The organism is Microbacterium jejuense, assembly GCF_039544225.1.
GTDB lineage: Bacteria > Actinomycetota > Actinomycetes > Actinomycetales > Microbacteriaceae > Microbacterium > Microbacterium jejuense.
Genome location: NZ_BAABLG010000003.1, coordinates 461,071 through 477,865, shown reverse-complemented (window position 1 = coordinate 477,865; position 16,795 = coordinate 461,071). Strand labels below are relative to the sequence as shown.

At 70.6% G+C, this 16,795-nt stretch carries 17 protein-coding genes; 15 read left to right on the top strand and 2 right to left on the bottom strand.

Annotated features, from left to right (window positions below; translation table 11 throughout):
• The first annotated feature begins 267 nt into the window (after positions 1 to 267).
• The 7 genes from ABEA46_RS06710 to ABEA46_RS06680 all read left to right on the top strand — a co-directional run bounded on the left by ABEA46_RS06710 (position 268) and on the right by ABEA46_RS06680 (position 7,960).
• Entirely contained in the window at positions 268 to 1,305 is a 1,038-nt protein-coding gene (locus ABEA46_RS06710; protein WP_345543601.1) for a TerC family protein, read from the top strand.
• Positions 1,306 to 1,501: 196 nt separating this feature from the next.
• Positions 1,502 to 2,974 (top strand): 3-isopropylmalate dehydratase large subunit, encoded by a 1,473-nt coding sequence (gene leuC / locus ABEA46_RS06705; protein ID WP_345543600.1) that lies wholly within the window; start codon positions 1,502 to 1,504, stop codon positions 2,972 to 2,974.
• A gap of 1 nt (position 2,975) precedes the next feature.
• Positions 2,976 to 3,572, top strand: coding sequence for a 3-isopropylmalate dehydratase small subunit (gene leuD / locus ABEA46_RS06700; protein WP_345543599.1), 597 nt, complete (start codon positions 2,976 to 2,978; stop codon positions 3,570 to 3,572).
• A 110-nt stretch (positions 3,573 to 3,682) separates the two neighbouring features.
• The gene (gene murA, locus ABEA46_RS06695; RefSeq protein ID WP_345543598.1) at positions 3,683 to 5,065 is read left to right on the top strand and encodes a UDP-N-acetylglucosamine 1-carboxyvinyltransferase; all 1,383 of its coding nucleotides are present in this window, start codon (positions 3,683 to 3,685) and stop codon (positions 5,063 to 5,065) included.
• Between the two features lie 4 nt (positions 5,066 to 5,069).
• Entirely contained in the window at positions 5,070 to 5,834 is a 765-nt protein-coding gene (locus ABEA46_RS06690) for a lysophospholipid acyltransferase family protein (RefSeq protein ID WP_345543597.1), read from the top strand.
• Complete coding sequence (locus ABEA46_RS06685) at positions 5,824 to 6,960, top strand: NAD(P)H-dependent glycerol-3-phosphate dehydrogenase (RefSeq protein ID WP_345543596.1); 1,137 nt, start codon at positions 5,824 to 5,826, stop codon at positions 6,958 to 6,960. Before ABEA46_RS06690 ends, ABEA46_RS06685 begins: the two co-directional genes overlap by 11 nt.
• Positions 6,860 to 7,960 carry a D-alanine--D-alanine ligase family protein gene (locus tag ABEA46_RS06680; RefSeq protein WP_345543595.1) on the top strand — a complete coding sequence of 367 codons (1,101 nt, stop codon included), beginning with the start codon at positions 6,860 to 6,862 and terminating at the stop codon, positions 7,958 to 7,960. Before ABEA46_RS06685 ends, ABEA46_RS06680 begins: the two co-directional genes overlap by 101 nt.
• Before the next feature lie 17 nt (positions 7,961 to 7,977).
• On the opposite strand, the gene ABEA46_RS06675 is transcribed toward ABEA46_RS06680, so the two are convergent.
• The gene (locus ABEA46_RS06675; protein WP_345543594.1) at positions 7,978 to 8,481 is read right to left on the bottom strand and encodes a DUF3515 family protein; all 504 of its coding nucleotides are present in this window, start codon (positions 8,479 to 8,481) and stop codon (positions 7,978 to 7,980) included.
• Positions 8,482 to 8,618: 137 nt separating this feature from the next.
• Here ABEA46_RS06675 and thiL point away from each other — a divergent pair, with 137 nt between their 5' ends.
• Positions 8,619 to 9,614, top strand: a complete 996-nt coding sequence (gene thiL / locus ABEA46_RS06670; RefSeq protein WP_345543593.1) for a thiamine-phosphate kinase — start codon at positions 8,619 to 8,621, stop codon at positions 9,612 to 9,614.
• Positions 9,615 to 9,658: 44 nt separating this feature from the next.
• A complete protein-coding gene (locus ABEA46_RS06665; protein WP_345543592.1) occupies positions 9,659 to 11,041 on the top strand; it encodes a serine hydrolase domain-containing protein in 1,383 nt (460 codons plus the stop codon).
• Here ABEA46_RS06665 and rsmD read toward each other — a convergent pair.
• Positions 11,002 to 11,562: a 16S rRNA (guanine(966)-N(2))-methyltransferase RsmD gene (rsmD, locus tag ABEA46_RS06660; RefSeq protein ID WP_345543590.1), complete on the bottom strand. Its 561-nt coding sequence runs from the start codon at positions 11,560 to 11,562 to the stop codon at positions 11,002 to 11,004. The two genes, ABEA46_RS06665 and rsmD, sit on opposite strands and share 40 nt — an antisense overlap.
• Positions 11,563 to 11,657: 95 nt before the next feature.
• Here rsmD and ABEA46_RS06655 point away from each other — a divergent pair, with 95 nt between their 5' ends.
• Genes ABEA46_RS06655 through mutM form a run of 6 tightly spaced genes read left to right on the top strand, consistent with a single transcriptional unit; the run spans position 11,658 to position 16,783 of the window.
• The gene (locus tag ABEA46_RS06655; RefSeq protein ID WP_345543589.1) at positions 11,658 to 13,820 is read left to right on the top strand and encodes an ATP-dependent DNA helicase RecG; all 2,163 of its coding nucleotides are present in this window, start codon (positions 11,658 to 11,660) and stop codon (positions 13,818 to 13,820) included.
• 40 nt (positions 13,821 to 13,860) lie between these two features.
• Entirely contained in the window at positions 13,861 to 14,358 is a 498-nt protein-coding gene (coaD, locus tag ABEA46_RS06650; RefSeq protein ID WP_220299661.1) for a pantetheine-phosphate adenylyltransferase, read from the top strand.
• 42 nt (positions 14,359 to 14,400) lie between these two features.
• Positions 14,401 to 14,946: a YceD family protein gene (locus tag ABEA46_RS06645; protein WP_345543806.1), complete on the top strand. Its 546-nt coding sequence runs from the start codon at positions 14,401 to 14,403 to the stop codon at positions 14,944 to 14,946.
• A 2-nt stretch (positions 14,947 to 14,948) separates the two neighbouring features.
• Complete coding sequence (rpmF, locus tag ABEA46_RS06640; protein ID WP_045297913.1) at positions 14,949 to 15,158, top strand: 50S ribosomal protein L32; 210 nt, start codon at positions 14,949 to 14,951, stop codon at positions 15,156 to 15,158.
• A 13-nt stretch (positions 15,159 to 15,171) separates the two neighbouring features.
• The gene (gene rnc / locus ABEA46_RS06635) at positions 15,172 to 15,873 is read left to right on the top strand and encodes a ribonuclease III (protein WP_345543588.1); all 702 of its coding nucleotides are present in this window, start codon (positions 15,172 to 15,174) and stop codon (positions 15,871 to 15,873) included.
• Positions 15,866 to 16,783, top strand: coding sequence for a bifunctional DNA-formamidopyrimidine glycosylase/DNA-(apurinic or apyrimidinic site) lyase (mutM, locus tag ABEA46_RS06630; protein ID WP_345543587.1), 918 nt, complete (start codon positions 15,866 to 15,868; stop codon positions 16,781 to 16,783). Before rnc ends, mutM begins: the two co-directional genes overlap by 8 nt.
• The last annotated feature ends 12 nt before the right edge of the window (positions 16,784 to 16,795 follow it).

Sequence of the window (16,795 nt, the reverse complement as noted above, 5' to 3'; positions counted from 1 at the left end):
CGCATCCTCCGAACCCTCGAATCATCTCTCACTGAACAGGTGTCGGCACAGGCCCGATCGTCTCGACAGGATCCGCGCGGATCGGCGAGGTGAAGCATCCCGAGCCTGTATCCTGATGCGAGCGAGAGGGAGTATCCCAAGAACCGCGCATCCGTCATCACGGGTCCCGACAGAGCGACCCCGGGTGTGCGACGCAGGCCACATGGCCTGCGGGGGAGAGACTTTCGGATTCGACCGACCCCTCTCCGCATTCTCGAAAGGCCCGCAATGGACCTCGATCTCCCGCTGTGGTTCGAAGTCGGATCCCTGGTGATCCTGACGCTGATCCTCATCGCCGACCTGCTGCTCATCCTCAAGCGCCCCCACATCCCGTCCGCCAAGGAGTCGACCCTGTGGGTCGTCTTCTACGTCGTCCTCGCCCTGATCTTCGCGGGGCTCATGTGGATCTTCGCGGGCGGCGAATACGCCGGGCAGTTCGTGGCCGGGTGGCTCACCGAGTACAGCCTGTCGATCGACAACCTGTTCGTCTTCGTGCTGATCATGACCCAGTTCGCGGTGCCGCGCCGGTACCAGCAGGAGGTCCTGATGGTCGGCATCATCATCGCCCTCGTGCTCCGCGGCATCTTCATCATGATCGGCGCGGCCGTGATCGAGGAGTTCAGCTGGATCTTCTACATCTTCGGCGCGTTCCTGGTGTGGACCGCGTGGCGCCAGGCCTTCCCGGGCGGCGACCACGACGATGACGTGCAGCGCGAGAACTTCATCGTGCGCGTGCTCCGCCGCACCATCGACATCAGCGACACCTACGACGGCGCGAAGATCCGCACGGTCGTGGCCGGCAAGAAGATGTGGACGCCGATGATCATCGTCTTCGTCGCGATCGGCGTGACCGACCTGCTGTTCGCGATCGACTCGATCCCCGCGATCTTCGGCATCACGCAGAGCCCGTTCATCGTGTTCACCGCGAACATCTTCGCCCTGATGGGTCTCCGCCAGCTCTACTTCCTGCTCGGCGACCTGCTCGACCGCCTGCGGTACCTGCACTACGGCATCGCGTTCATCCTCGCCTTCATCGGCCTCAAGCTCGTCTTCCACGCGATGCACGTGAACGAGCTTCCCTTCATCAACGGCGGCGAGCCCATCGAATGGGCGCCCGAGATCTCGACCTGGATGTCGCTGGGCGTCATCATCGTGTCGATGGTCGTGGCGACGATCGCGAGCCTCATCGCGTCGGCTCGCGACAAGTGGAACGGTCTGGATGCCGCACCCGCCGCCGACGGGTCGTCGGAGTCCGAAGCGCACTGAGCGCGGGTCCGCACGAGTCGATGCCGCCCGTGCCGGTGGTAACCTGGGCTCGTGCGGATCGCTCGCCTTCTCCTTAGCGGCCGCGACGAGTCCTAGTTCCCAGGCCTCCCTCGTCGCGGAGTTCGTCGCGGGCCCCCACCCCTCACGGCCCCGGTTTGTCGCGGGCGCCGTCCCATCCGAGGAGAACGACAGAGCAATGAGCACGATCGACGCATCCGGCATCCCGGACCGCCCCCGCACGCTGGCCGAGAAGGTCTGGGACGACCACGTCGTCGTCCGCGGCGAGGACGGCCAGCCCGACCTCATCTACATCGACCTGCACCTCGTGCACGAGGTCACGAGTCCGCAGGCCTTCGACGGGCTGCGGGCCGAGGGGCGCCCGGTGCGGCGGCTCGACCTCACGATCGCGACCGAGGACCACAACACCCCGACGCTCGACATCGACAAGCCCATCGCCGACCTGACCAGCCGCACGCAGATCGAGACGCTGCGCCGCAACGCCGAGGAGTTCGGCGTGCGACTGCACTCGCTGGGCGACAAGGAGCAGGGCATCGTCCACGTCGTGGGCCCCCAGCTGGGCCTCACGATGCCGGGCATCACGGTGGTCTGCGGGGACTCGCACACCTCGACCCACGGCGCCTTCGGCGCAATGGCGTTCGGCATCGGCACGAGCGAGGTCGAGCACGTGCTGGCCACCCAGACCCTGCCGCTGAAGCCGTTCAAGACGATGGCCATCACCGTCGAAGGCGAGCTGAAGCCGGGCGTCACCGCGAAGGACATCGTGCTCGCGATCATCGCGAAGATCGGTGCCAACGGCGGACAGGGCTACGTGCTCGAGTTCCGCGGCAGCGCGATCCGGTCCCTCTCGATGGAGGGCCGCATGACGATCTGCAACATGTCGATCGAGGCGGGCGCCCGCGCCGGCATGGTCGCTCCCGACCAGATCACCTTCGACTACGTGCAGGGGCGCGCGCATGCGCCGCAGGGTCAGGACTGGGACGACGCCGTCGCCTACTGGCGGACACTGCCCAGCGACGAGGGAGCCGTGTACGACGCCGAGGTCTTCCTCGACGCGAACGAGCTGGAGCCGTTCGTCACGTGGGGCACCAACCCGGGGCAGGGCGTGTCGCTGTCGGGCGTCGTGCCCACGCCGTCCGACATCGCCGACCCCAACGAGCGCGCCGCCGCCGAGCGCGCGCTGGAGTACATGGACCTGCGGCCGGGCACCGCGCTCAAGGAGGTCCCGGTCGACGCGGTGTTCATGGGCTCGTGCACGAACAGCCGCATCGAGGACCTGCGGGCGTTCGCCTCGGTCGTCAAGGGCCGCAAGAAGGCCGAGGGCGTGCGCGTCATGGTCGTCCCCGGCTCGGCCCGCGTGCGGCTGGAGGCCGAGGCCGAGGGCCTCGACAAGGTCTTCGAGGAGTTCGGTGCGGAGTGGCGCTTCGCGGGCTGCTCGATGTGCCTGGGCATGAACCCCGACCAGCTCGCACCGGGGGAGCGCTGCGCCTCCACGAGCAACCGCAACTTCGAAGGCCGTCAGGGCAAGGGCGGCCGCACCCACCTGGTCTCGCCGCTCGTGGCGGCGGCGACGGCGGTGCGCGGAACGCTGTCGAGCCCGAGCGATCTCGGTGAGCTCGTCGGATCGGCTGCGGACGGACAGGGAGCCTGACATGGAGAAGTTCACCACGCACACCGGCATCGCGGCCCCGCTGAAGCGCTCGGCCGTCGACACCGACCAGATCATCCCCGCCGTCTACCTCAAGCGCGTCACCAAGACAGGCTTCGAGGACGCCCTGTTCGCCAGCTGGCGGCAGGACCCCGAGTTCGTGCTGAACCAGCCCGCCTATCAGGGAGCGAGCATCCTCGTCGCCGGCCCCGACTTCGGCACCGGGTCCAGCCGCGAACACGCCGTGTGGGCGTTGCGCGACTTCGGGTTCAAGGTCGTCCTGAGCCCCCGCTTCGCCGACATCTTCCGCGGCAACGCCGGAAAGCAGGGCCTGGTCACGGGGGTGATCTCCGAGTCCGACCTCGAGGCCGCGTGGGCGGCGATCGAGGCGGATCCGGGTGCCGAGATGACGGTGGACCTGCAGGCTCGCACGGCCAGGATCGGCGAGCTGGAGCTCGGTTTCGACATCGATGATTACACTAGGTGGCGGCTTCTCGAAGGGCTCGACGACATCGGGCTCACGCTGCGCGAGGCAGACAAGATCGCGCAGTTCGAGGCTCGCCGAGAGGCGTGGCGGCCGCGGACGCTTCCTGTTCCGTGAGCCGGGTCGGGCGCCCCAACCGGGCGCCCGCTCCGCCGCAAGCCGCCGTCGGGCAGACCCCGAGCAACCCTCGGGCGACAGCCCCCGACCAATACAGTGAGGTCCACCGGATGAAGTCGCTTCTGAATGTCGCCGCGGGCGCAGAGACGGTCGCGAAGTCGGGAGAGAAGCACGTGAACGGTGAAGTCCTCGCCATCCGCGGCGGTCGCCCGCTGACCGGTCGGGTCGAGGTGAAGGGCGCCAAGAACCTCGTCACCAAGGCGATGGTCGCCGCCCTCCTCGGCGAGACCACCAGCGTCCTGCGCGACGTGCCCGACATCAGCGACGTCCAGGTCGTGCGCTCCCTGCTCGAGGTGCACGGCGTCCGCGTGTGGGACGGCGAAGAAGAGGGGACGATCCACCTCGACCCCAGCGGTGCCGTCGCCGCCCACTTCGAAGAGATCGACGCGCATGCCGGGGCCTCCCGCATCCCGATCCTGTTCTGCGGGCCGCTGCTGCACCTCCTCGGCGAGGCGCTCATCCCCGACCTCGGCGGCTGCCGCATCGGCGACCGTCCGATCAACTTCCACATGGACGCGCTGCGCGCGTTCGGCGCCGTCGTCGACAAGAGCTACGAGGGCATCCGCATCACAGCCCCCAACGGCCTGCACGGCGCCAACATCGAGCTGCCGTACCCGAGCGTCGGTGCGACGGAGCAGGTGCTGCTCACGGCCGTCCGCGCGAAGGGCGTCACCGAGCTGCGCAACGCCGCCATCGAGCCCGAGATCATGGACCTGATCGCGGTGCTGCAGAAGATGGGCGCGATCATCTCCTACGAGCCCAACCGCGTCATCTTCATCGAGGGCGTCGACTCGCTGCAGGGGTACGACCACCGCGCGATCTTCGACCGCAACGAGGCCGCTTCGTGGGCGTGCGCCGCACTGGCGACCGACGGCGACATCTTCGTCGGCGGTGCCCGCCAGCAAGAGATGCTGACCTTCCTCAACGTCTTCCGCAAGGCCGGCGGCTGGTTCGACGTGCGCGAGGACGGCATCCAGTTCCGCCGCGGCGGCGTGCTCAAGCCCGTCGTGGTCGAGACCGACGTGCACCCCGGCTTCATGACCGACTGGCAGCAGCCGCTGATCGTCGCTCTCACGCAGGCCGAGGGCGAGTCCACCGTCCACGAGACGGTGTACGAGAACCGTCTCGGCTTCACCGACGCCCTGAACCTGATGGGCGCCGACATCGTCGTGCACCCCGACGGCATCGACGCCCCCGCGCGCCGCGTTCCGCGCCGTGCCCTGGAGCAGGCTGCCGTCATCACCGGCCCGACGCCTCTCCACGGCGCCGACGTGGTCGTGCCCGACCTGCGCGGCGGCTTCAGCTACGTCATCGCGGCACTCACGGCCGAAGGCGAGTCGGTCGTCCGCAACATCGGCATCATCCGCCGCGGGTACGAGAAGTTCCTCACCAAGCTCGAGATGCTCGGTGCCGACTTCGACGTCATCGGGTGATCCCGTGACCTCCCGCCGACCGCGCGCCTCGAGCGAGAAGACGCGCCCGAGCCTGTTCTGGCCGCTCGCGGCGATCGTGATCCCGCTCATGGGCCTCGTGTTCAAGATCGAGGTCGAGAACGGCGAGAAGCTGCCGCGAGAGGGCGCCTTCGTGCTCGCCCCCAATCACGTGAGCGAGATCGACCCGCTCGTGGTGGCCATCGCCGTGTGGCGGATGGGCCGTGCGCCGCGGTTCATGGCGAAGGAGAGCCTGTTCCGCGTTCCCGTGCTCGGCTGGGTGCTGCGCCACACCGGAATGGTGCCGGTGTCCCGGGCGACGTCGGCGGCGGCCGCCCGTGCGACGCTCGAGTCCTCCGAGACGCTGGTCCGCCACGGTCGCGGCGTCATCGTGTACCCCGAGGGATCGCTCACCCGCGAGCCCGACCTGTGGCCGATGCGCGGCAAGACCGGTGCCGTCCGCCTCGCCGTCGCCGGCGGCATCCCGATCATCCCGATGGCGCAGTGGGGAGCGCAGCAGGTGCTGCCCCGCTACGGCAAGCTCAAGCTCTGGCCGCTCCGCCGGCGCGTGCGTGTGATCGTCGGCGACCCCGTCGACATCTCGGCCCACGCCGGTGCCGAGACGTCGCAGAGCGCGCTGGTCGCGGCCACCGACGTGGTGATGGCCGACATCGCCGGACTGCTGTCGCAGCTGCGCGGCGAGCCCGCCCCCGCCACGCGGTGGAACCCCGCCGACCACGGGCAGAAAGAGACGGGTCGCCTTGAGCCGTAGGCAGGATTCCGCGCGGCCGCGGGTCGCCGTCGTCGGCGCCGGCAGCTGGGGCACGACGTTCGGCAAGATCCTCGCCGACGGCGGCGCGCACGTCACGATGTGGGCACGGCGGCCGGAGCTCGCGGGCGAGATCCAGGAGGGCAAGCGCAACAGCGAGTACCTCCCGGGCATCAACCTGCCGCGCGACATGCATGCCACCCATCACCTGTCCGAGGCTCTCGACGGCGCCGAGCAGGTGTACCTGTCGATCCCGAGCCAGGCGGTGCGGCAGAACCTGAAGGCCGTGCGCCCGCTGATCACCAAGACCGACGCGCCGATCGTGTCGCTCATGAAGGGCGTCGAGCGTCGCACCGGTCTGCGCATGAGCCAGGTCATCGAGCAGGAGCTCGGGTGCGACCCCGCGCGCATCGCGGTGGCCTCCGGGCCCAACCTCGCCCTCGAGATCGCGCGCGAGCAGCCCACCGCCGCGGTCATCGCCTCGACGAGTCAAGAGACGGCGGAGGCCGTCGCCCGTCGCGCCCGCAACAAGTACTTCCGCACGTTCGTGAACACCGATGTCATCGGCACCGAGTTCGGCGGCGTGCTCAAGAACCTCATCGCCGTGGCGATCGGCATCGTCGACGGCGTCGGCTACGGCGAGAACACCAAGGCGTCGATCATCACGCGCGGCCTCGTCGAGATGACGGACTTCGCGGTCGCGTTCGGCGCGCAGCCCGAGACGCTGCAGGGCCTGGCCGGCCTCGGCGACCTGATCGCGACGTGCCAGTCGCCGCTCAGCCGCAACAACACCGCCGGGCGGCTGCTCGGCCAGGGCTACCGCTTCGACGACGTGGTCAAGCAGATGAACCAGACGGCGGAGGGGCTCGCATCGGTCGCGCCCATCCTGCAGCTGGCGCGCGAGGTCGGCGTGCAGATGCCGATCGTCGAGCAGGTCAAGATGGTGCTCGACGGCACCATGAACCCTCGAGACATCGCGCCCCACCTGACGACAGACGACGACACCCCCCAGGGGGAGAGGACGCAGAATGGACAAGCCGGCGGTGGCGGTGCTCTTTGGCGGTCGATCCAGCGAGCACTCGATCAGTTCCGCAACGGCGGGCGGGGTGCTGCGGGCGATCGACCGTGATCGCTACCGTGTGATCCCGATCGGGATCACACGCGACGGCGTGTTCGTCCTGGAGGACGACGACCCCGACAAGTTCGCGCTCGACGCCGACCGGCTCCCCGAGGTCGCCGACAACGGCACCCGCGTGGTGTGGCCCGAGGGCGGCTCCGACCGGACGCTGCGGGTGCGCCGCGCCGACGGCACTGTCGAGGACCTCGGCCGCCTCGACGTCGTGCTGCCGATCCTGCACGGCCTGCACGGCGAGGACGGCACCGTCCAGGGCTTCTTCGACACGCTCGGCATCCCGTACGCGGGCGGCGGCGTGCTCGACTCGGCGCTGTGCATGGACAAGCACTTCATGAAGATCGTCCTCGCGGCCGCCGGCGTGCCGGTCTCGCCGTGGGTGACGGTCACGCGTGCCCGGTGGGAGAGCGACCCTGACGGCGTGCGGGTGGATGCCGCAGCCCTGGGTGAGCCGTCGTTCGTGAAGCCCGCTCGCGCGGGGTCGAGCGTCGGCGTCTCGAAGGTGCACGCGGCCTCCGAGCTGGACGCGGCGCTCGAGCTCGCGTTCGCCGAGGACGACAAGGTGCTCATCGAGTCCGCGATAATCGGCCGCGAGGTCGAGGTCGCGGTGCTGGAGGGCCGCGGCGGCGCGGGGGCACGGGCATCCCTTCCCGGCGAGATCGTGCTGACCACTCGCGAGTTCTACGACTTCGAGGGCAAGTACCTCGGCGGTGACGGCGCCGATGTGGTGTGCCCCGCCGACCTGACCGACGCCGAGATCGCGGCGATCCAGGACCTCGGCATCCGCGCGTTCGACGCAGTGGACGGTCGCGGGCTGGCGCGGGTGGACTTCTTCCTCACCGCGGACGGCCTGTACGTCAACGAGCTCAACACGATGCCCGGATTCACGCCGATCTCGATGTTCCCGAAGTGCTGGATCGCGTCGGGCATGACCTACCCGGAGCTGATCACCGAGCTGATCGACACCGCCCTCGAGCGCGCCGCGGTCGCGGTCTGACGTCGCGCGACGGCACGTCAGCCGTTGTCGGCCGTCGCGTCCTGCAGCAGTGTCTCGGTGTTGGTGCACGCCGAGACACTGGTCGTGGCGTTCTGCACGACCCGCTCACCCAGCTGGGTGAGGGCCTCGTTGGGCGACACCGTCTCGTTGTCGATGAACACCTCGACGGCGGGCTCGCGTCCGTAGGTGGTGACGAGGTACTTCGGCGCCTGCGACTCGTCGACGACCCAGTCGACGCCGCCGAGCGTGATGCACTTGGCCTCGGTGGGGCCGGGGGCGGCGACCCCGCAGCGCAGCAGGATGGCCGAGCCGTCGTTGCCCCACGCGCCCGTCGCCTGTGCGTCGGTCCAGATGCGCGACTGGCCGTCGACGGAGCCCGGCAGCCGCACGCTCACCTCGGCGCACGCCGGGTCGTTCGCCCCCTCGGCGGGGACCATGTCGACCGTCGTCGAGCAGCCGGCGAGACCGATCGTCGCGACGACGGTGAGTCCGGCCGCGGCCAGGGAGGGGATCAGACGCACCGTTCCAGGCTAACCCGGCCGCGACGCGGTGCCGGACGGCGCGGGCGTGACGGCATCCCGATCCGTGACGGCATCCCGATCCGTGACGGCATCCCGATCCGTCACGGCATCCCGACCCGCGACGGTAGCGTGGACGGATGGTCGACGAGCACGCGGATCCGACGGTGGGGGCGCTGAGCGAGGGGACGATCCTCGGGCGCATCCTGGAGCGGCTGGGTGGGTCGAACGCTCTCGTGGGTCCCGGAGACGACGCGGCCGTGATCGCCGCCGCCGACGGCCGCGTGGTCGCGACGGTCGACACGCTCGTGCACGGCCCGGACTTCCGGCTGGCGTGGTCGGGCGCCTACGACCTCGGCTACAAGTCGGCGGCGGTGAACCTGGCGGACGTCGCCGCCATGGGCGCCACGCCCACGGCCCTCCTCGTCGCTCTGGCGATGCCCGAGGCCACGCGCCTGTCGTTCGTGACCGGGATCGCCGACGGCCTGCGCGCCGCGTGCCGGGAGCTCGCACCGGGCTGTCGCGTCGAAGGCGGCGACCTCACGGTGTCCGACACGCTGACTGTCGCGGTCACGGCTCTGGGCGCGCTGGCCGGACGCGCGCCGGTGCTGCGGTCGGGGGCGAGTCCCGGCGACGTCGTGGCGGTCGCCGGCGAGTTGGGGCGTGCGGCACGCGGGCTGCGGGTCCTGTTCGAGAGGTTCACGGATGCTGCCGGTGACCCGGTCGCGGTCGACGAGAGCCTGCTGTCGCCCGACGAGCGCGCGGACCTCGCCGCGCAGCTGCGTCCGTCGCCGCCGGTGGCGCTCGGCCCGATCGCGGCCGACGCGGGCGCCACGGCGATGATGGACGTGTCGGACGGACTGCTGCTGGACGCGTCACGGATGGCTGCGGCATCCGGCGTCAGCATCGCGCTCGAGACGGCCACGCTCGGCGGCGACGCCCATTCTGCGCTGACCGGGGGCGAGGACCACGCGCTGCTGGCGACGTTCCCGCACGATCGCCCGCCGCCGGCCGGCTTCCGCCGTATCGGCCGCGTGGTCGCGCAGGGCGCCGACCCGGTGCTCGTCGACGGCGCCCGCTACGAGGGCCGCACCGGCTGGGATCCGTACCGCGACTGGGACGCGCGCACCGGCTGAGTCGGCATGCCGACGATGGCGCCGTCGCCCGCTACGGTGGCGGGATGCCCCTTCTTCTTCCTCGCTCGACGCCCGAGCAGCAGGCTCTCCCGACCGCGGCGATCGAGCGCCTCGTGGCCGCCCTCGGGCGCATCGCCCACGTCCACACCGTGACTGTCGTGCGCCACGGTCACGTGGTCGGTGAGGCGACCTGGGCGCCGTACGAGCGCGAGGGGCGGACCGCGATGTACTCGATCAGCAAGAGCTTCACCTCGATGGCGGTGGGCATGGCGATCGGCGAAGGACGGTTCGGGCTCGAGGACCGGGTGATCGACCTGCTGCCCGACGCCGTCCCTGCCGAACCGTCCGAGCATCTGGCGCAGCTGTGTGTGCGGCACCTGCTCACGATGACCACCGGGCACACGTCCGAAGTCGAGCTGTGGGACGGCGACTGGGCGCGCGAGACCCTCGCCGCCGAGCTGGTCCACGCGCCGGGCACGCACTGGATGTACAACACGCCGGCGACGTACCTGCTCTCGCTCATCGTGCAGACGCGCACCGGCGAGCGCGTGCTCGACTACCTCCGTCCGCGGCTGTTCGACCCGCTCGGCTTCGTCGACCCGCTCTGGCTGCAGAGTCCCTCGGGAGCGGATGCCGGCGGCTTCGGCCTCTCCATCCGTCCCGAGGAGCTGGCGGCCTTCGGTCAGCTGCTGCTGCAGCGCGGCAGCTGGAAGGGTCGTCAGCTGGTTCCCGCGGAATGGGTCGACCAGGCCACGCGATGGCAGGTCGCGAACGGTCCGGGCGAGTCGGACTGGAACCAGGGCTACGGCTTCCAGTTCTGGCAGTGCCGTCACGGGGCGTACCGCGGCGACGGCGCATTCGGTCAGTACGTGGTGGTGATGCCCGAGCACGACGCGGTCGTGGCGATCACCGGCGGCCTGCCCGACATGCAGCTGCCGCTGGACGCGGTGTGGGCGGAGCTGCTCCCCGCGTTCGACGCGGTGCCCGCGGGCGTCGACGAGGGGCCGGCCGTCGTCGTCCCGACCGAGCCGATCCCGGCGCCGGACGGCGACGTGCGTGATGCCGAGGTCGCCTTCGAGTACGAGGGCGGTCCGGTGCGCCGGCTGCGCGTCGCGGGCGGTGTGCTCGCGATCGACGAGCACGAACTGGCGTTCCGGCCGGGGGAGTGGACTGTCGCGGTGTTCCCCGCCGATCCCGCGGCGGGCCGCTTCTGGTACGGCGACAGGGTCGCCGTCGGTGGCGGCTGGAACGGCGACGGGTTCGCGGCCGAGCTCCGACTGCTCGGCGACGCGTCGACGCTCCGGCTCGTGCTCGACGGCGCAGGACGCCTGTCGATCACGCAGGACGTCGGCTTCGACGGCCCCGACGTGTGGCAGGGGGACCCGACTCAGGCCGTGGTCGCCCACCAGAGCGTGGTGTCGCCGTAGCGCTTCGAGCGTGACGCGACGAGCCCGTCCGGCAGGGCGGGCTCCGGTGAGCGCGACGCGCGTTCGATGACCACGTCGCCTCCCGCCGCGACGAGCGGAGCCACGAGCGCGAGCGTCGCCGCGAGCTCTGTCTCGCCGACGTCGTACGGCGGATCGAGGAACACCAGGTCGAAGGATCCGCTCGCGGTGCGCAGATACGCGTCGGCCGCGGACCGGTGCACGCGGATGACGACGTCGGCGCCCACCGCCTTGGCGACCCGCGCGGCGTTGCGCTGGGCGACGGTGGCCGCGCGCGGCGCCTTCTCGACGAGATCGATGGATGCCGCACCCCGGCTGGCCGCCTCGAGCCCGAGCGCGCCCGAGCCGGCGTACAGGTCCAGCACCGCCGCGCCGCGCACCGCGTCGGCGGACTCGAGGGCGCCGAAGAGGGACTCGCGCACGCGATCGCTGGTGGGACGCGTGCCGGCGTCCGGGACGTCGAGGGCGAGCGAGCCGGCGCGGCCCGCGATGATGCGCGTCACCCCCTCACGATAGCCCGCGCGCCCCGCGGGTCGGGGCACCGTGCGGGCACGCTCCCGCGTCGCCGCGGGTCGGGACCCCGCGATAGCCTCGGATCATGACGTCCTTCAGCCTCGATACGCGTCTGGGCGGCGCGATCGGCGGCAAGACGGCGGCTGCCCTGGAGCGCGCCTTCGGCATGGCGACGGTCGGCGATCTGCTCGTGCACTACCCGCGACGCTACGCGCGGCGCGGCGAGCTGACGCCGATCTCGACGCTGCCGATCGGCGAGCCGGTGACGATCGTCGCCGAAGTGCGCCGCGTGAGCGAGCGGCGCATGAAGAACCGCAACGGCTCACTGCTCGAAGTCGTCATCAGCGACGGCAACGGCGAGATGTCGCTGACGTTCTTCAACCAGGCGTGGCGCGTGCGCGACCTCAAGCCAGGACGGCAGGGGATCTTCGCGGGCAAGGTCGGCGTGTACCGCGGGGCGCAGCAGCTGGCCCACCCCGACTACGAGCTGTTCGACGACGAGGATGCCGCGCGGCTCAAGGCTGCCGAGAACGTCCACCTGCCGATCCCGATCTATCCCGCGACCAGCACAGTCGCGAGCTGGCAGCTCCAGAAGACGGTCGAGCTCGTGCTCGACGGCCTGGGCGAGATCCCCGAGCCGCTTCCGCCCGAGGTGAGGACGCGGCACGATCTGCTCGAGGCGCGCACGGCGCTGGAACGCATCCATCGTCCGTCGGAGTTCGACGAGATCGAGCAGGCGCGCGCGACGCTGCGTATGCAGGAGGCGTTCGTGCTTCAGGTCGCGCTGCTGCAGCAGCGCGCCTTCGTGCGCGCGATGTCGGCCACCCGTCGCACGCCCGGGTCGCTCCTGGAGCGGTTCGATGCCGCGCTGCCGTTCCCGCTCACACCCGATCAGGTGAGCCTGGGCGACCAGATCGTGCACGACCTGCAGGGCGAATGGCCGATGAACCGGCTCGTGCAGGGCGAGGTCGGTTCGGGCAAGACGCTCGTGGCGCTGCGTGCCATGCTGCAGGTCGCCCAGGACGGCGGCCAGTCCGCACTGATCGCGCCCACCGAGGTGCTCGCCGCTCAGCACGTGCGTTCGATCGCGCGCATGCTCGGTCCGCAGCTCGCCCCGGAGCTCATGCCGACGCTGCTCACCGGCCAGCTGCCTGCCGCCGAGCGCCGCAAGGCGGCGCTGCGCGCGGCATCTGGCCAGGCGCGGATCGTGGTGGGCACCCATGCCCTGCTGAGCGAGAGCACGACGTTCGTCGATCTGGGTCTGGTCGTCGTCGACGAGCAGCACCGCTTCGGCGTCGAGCAGCGTGAGTCGCTGCGGGCGAAAGGGTCGGCGCCGCACGCGCTCGTGCTCACCGCCACCCCGATCCCGCGCACCGTCGCGATGACGGTGTTCGGCGACCTCGACGTCTCGACGATCCGCACGATGCCTGCCGGCCGCGCCCCGATCGAGACGTTCGTCGCTCCGCTCGCCGAACGCCCGGGCTGGTTCGGGCGGGTGTGGGAGCGCATCGCCGAAGAGGTCGCGCAGGGCCGTCAGGCGTTCGTCGTGTGCGCGGCCATCGATGCCGAGGCGCTGACGAAGGACGACACGGCCGACGAGCCCGCAGGCGACGCCACGGGCGAGGCCCCGCGCACGCGGTGGGGCGTCGTGCAGGTCGCCGACCTGCTGTCGCGGCACTCCTCGTTCGCAGACATCCGCGTCCAGATCCTGCACGGCAAGATGCCCTCGGACGAGAAGGATGCCGTCATGCAGGCCTTCGCGCGGGGCGACGTCGACGTGCTGGTCGCGACGACCGTCGTCGAGGTCGGCGTCGACGTGCCCAACGCGTCGACCATGGCGATCCTCGAGGCCGACCGCTTCGGCGTCTCGCAGCTGCATCAGCTGCGCGGCCGCGTCGGCCGTGGCGGCGTGCCCGGCCTGTGCCTGCTGGTCACCGAGGCGCCGCAGGGCTCGCCGGCCCGCGACCGCGTCGAGGCCGTCGCCTCGACCCTCGACGGCTTCGCCCTGGCAGAGGTCGACCTCGAACTGCGCGGCGAGGGCGACGTGCTGGGCGACGCACAGTCGGGCGCGCGCTCGTCGCTGCGCCTGCTGCGGGTCGTCAAAGACGCCGACGTCATCGCCGAGGCGCGCATCGCTGCCGAGCAGGTGCTCGCGGACGACCCGGCGCTGGACCGCAATCCGGGCCTGGCTGCCGCGCTCGAGCACAGCGTCGGCATGGCCGAGCGGGCCGCACTGGCCAAGAACTGACGCGTCGGCGCACCCGTCTCGGGCCAGTAGGCTGGTCGGCATGAGCAGCCGGATCGCCGTCGTCCCGGGATCGTTCGATCCGCCGACCCTCGGTCATCTCGATGTCATCCGCCGTGCCGCGTCGCTCTACGACCAGCTGCACGTGCTGGTGGTGCACAACCCCGGCAAAGAGGCGATGCTGCCGATCGCGCAGCGTCAGTCGCTGCTGGAGCAGTCGATCGCGGAGAGCGGGATCGAGGGCGACGTCGTGGTGGCGTCGTGGAGCATGGGACTGCTCGTGGACTATGCGACCGACGTGGGCGCCGGCGTGCTCGTGAAGGGCATCCGCTCGCAGGTCGACGTGGCCTACGAGACGCCGATGGCGATCGTCAACAGGCACCTGGCGCACGTCGAGACGGTGTTCCTGCTGCCCGATCCCGCGCACGCCCTGGTGTCGAGCTCGCTGGTGCGCCAGGTCGCCTCACTGGGCGGCGACGTCTCGCCGTACGTGCCCGCAGCGGTGGCGCGGTTCCTCGACACGGGCGCTCGCGGCATCTGACCCGTGAGCCGCGGCTAGGCTGGGTCCGTGGTCAGAAAGCATGTGACAGGTCCGTTCGCGATCCCGGTCCGCGATCTCGTGCATCGTCCCGGCGAGATGCGCGAGCACTCCTTCGAGGTCCCCGTTCCTGAGAAGTGGGGCGAGGGTCTCGTCTCGGTCGCCGCGGGCGAGCAGGTCGCCGTGGAAGTGCGCCTGGAGTCGGTGCACGAGGGCATCCTCGTGTCGGGCGACGTCGACACGGAGTACTCCGGGGTGTGCGGTCGGTGCCTCACCGACATCGCCCAGGGGCTCCAAGTCGAGTTCCAGGAGCTTTTCGCGTATCCTGGAGAAGACGAAGCTGACTTCGAGGTTCAAGACGACCACGTGGATCTTGAAACTCTGGTCAGGGAAGCGGTCGTCCTGTCGCTTCCATTTCAGCCGGTATGTCAGCCGGATTGCCCCGGCCTTGATCCGGCCACGGGTGAGCGACTGACCGAGAATGCCGGTGCAGAGCTGAGCCAGCCGGCCGATCCACGATGGGCCGCGCTCCAGGACTTCACCCCAGACGTTCCCCGCTCACGCGGGGATGATCCGACAGAAGAGAGTTAGCCATGGCAGGTAACCCCCCGAAGCGCAAGGTTTCCCGTTCGAACACCCGCTCGCGTCGCGCGCAGTGGAAGGCCGAGGCCCCCACGCTGGTCAAGACCGTCGAGAACGGCAAGACCGTCTACAGCCGTCCGCACCAGGCCAAGGTCGTCACCGACTCGCAGGGCACCGAGCTGTTCCTCGAGTACAAGGGCCGCAAGGTCGCCGACGTCTGATCGTCGCACTGACGTGACCGACGTCACTGCCGAGCGCCTGGCGCTCGCAGAACTCACACAGAAGCTCGGGGTCGATATCGATCCCGAGCTTCTGTCGCTGGCGCTCACGCATCGTTCGTGGGCGTACGAGAACGGGCAGGTCCCGCACAACGAGCGTCTGGAGTTCCTGGGCGACTCGGTGCTCGGCCTCGCCGTGACGGTGCGCCTGTACACCGGGCATCCCGAACTCGACGAGGGCGCGCTCGCCAAGCGGCGCGCGAGCGTCGTGTCGACCGTCGCCCTCGCCGAGATCGCCCGCGGCATCGACCTCGGTCGGCACCTGCTGCTGGGGCGCGGCGAGGATCTCACCGGCGGCCGCGACAAGGACTCGATCCTCGCCGACACGATGGAGGCCGTCTTCGGCGCCACGCACCTGTCCGCCGGATCGGATGCCGCCACCGCCCTCGTGCTGCACCTGGTCGAGCCGCTGCTCGCAGACCCCGAGCGCTACGGCGCCGCGATGGACCCGAAGACCGCGCTGCAGGAGCTCGCCGCCCACGGCGGCATGCTGCCGCCGTCGTACTCGGTGACCTCGACCGGCCCCGACCACGACCGTCAGTTCACGGCGACGGTGTCGGTCGGCGACCTCACCGCGGACGGCACCGGCACGAGCAAGAAGCACGCCGAGATGGCCGCCGCGCTCACCGCGTGGCGAGAGCTCACCGGGCGTGCCTGAACTTCCCGAGGTCGAGGTCGTCCGCGCCGGTCTCGCCCCTGCCGTCACCGGCGCGACCGTGCTCGGGGTGTCGGTGCTCGACGAGCGTGCGCTCACCCGCCACCCGGGCGGCGGGGCGGACTTCGAAGCTGCCCTCACCGGTCGGCGGATCCGCGCGTCCGTGCGCCGGGGCAAGTTCCTGTGGCTGCCGCTGGAGCCGCAGCACGGAACCGGTCCTGCGTCCGAGGCCGTCGTCGGACACCTCGGCATGAGCGGCCAGCTGCTGCTGCGTGCGCCGGGTGCGGCTCCCGAGCGGCACGAACGCGTCCGCATCGACCTCTCGCACCCCACCCACGGTGAGGTGTCGGTGGTCTTCGCCGACCAGCGCACGTTCGGCTCGCTCGCGATCGACGACCTCGTGGCGACGCCCGATGCGGCGGCCGGCGGTTTCGGCGGGGAAGAGGCATCCGTTCCCGCGCAGGTCGCGCACATCGCGCGCGATCCGCTGGATCCGGCGTTCTCGGATGCCGGGTTCCGCCGCGCGCTGGCGCGCAAGGACTCCGCGATCAAGCGCGTGCTGCTGGATCAGACGGTGATCAGCGGCGTCGGCAACATCTATGCCGACGAGTCGCTCTGGGCGGCCCGCATCCATCCCGAGACACCGGCCCGGGGGCTGTCGACCCGCGCCGTGAACCGCGTGCTCGGCGAAGTGCGCCACGTGCTCGACAAGGCGCTGGCCGAGGGCGGCACGAGCTTCGATGCCCAGTACGTCAACGTGAACGGCGAGGCCGGCTACTTCGCGCACTCGCTCAACGCGTACGGCCGCACCGGGGAACCGTGTGCCCGATGCGGCCGTCCGATCGTTCGCGTGTCGTTCACCAACCGGTCGAGCCATTTCTGCGCCCACTGCCAGCGGCGGGCGAGAGGCTGATCCGGTCGCCGG

Coding starts and splice junctions, on each gene's coding strand:
- ABEA46_RS06710 (WP_345543601.1), top strand. CDS start 268: ATGGACCTCGATCTCCCGCTGTGGTTCGAAGTCGGATCCCTGGTGATC.
- leuC (WP_345543600.1), top strand. CDS start 1,502: ATGAGCACGATCGACGCATCCGGCATCCCGGACCGCCCCCGCACGCTG.
- leuD (WP_345543599.1), top strand. CDS start 2,976: ATGGAGAAGTTCACCACGCACACCGGCATCGCGGCCCCGCTGAAGCGC.
- murA (WP_345543598.1), top strand. CDS start 3,683: ATGAAGTCGCTTCTGAATGTCGCCGCGGGCGCAGAGACGGTCGCGAAG.
- ABEA46_RS06680 (WP_345543595.1), top strand. CDS start 6,860: ATGGACAAGCCGGCGGTGGCGGTGCTCTTTGGCGGTCGATCCAGCGAG.
- thiL (WP_345543593.1), top strand. CDS start 8,619: ATGGTCGACGAGCACGCGGATCCGACGGTGGGGGCGCTGAGCGAGGGG.
- ABEA46_RS06665 (WP_345543592.1), top strand. CDS start 9,659: ATGCCCCTTCTTCTTCCTCGCTCGACGCCCGAGCAGCAGGCTCTCCCG.
- ABEA46_RS06655 (WP_345543589.1), top strand. CDS start 11,658: ATGACGTCCTTCAGCCTCGATACGCGTCTGGGCGGCGCGATCGGCGGC.
- coaD (WP_220299661.1), top strand. CDS start 13,861: ATGAGCAGCCGGATCGCCGTCGTCCCGGGATCGTTCGATCCGCCGACC.
- rpmF (WP_045297913.1), top strand. CDS start 14,949: ATGGCAGGTAACCCCCCGAAGCGCAAGGTTTCCCGTTCGAACACCCGC.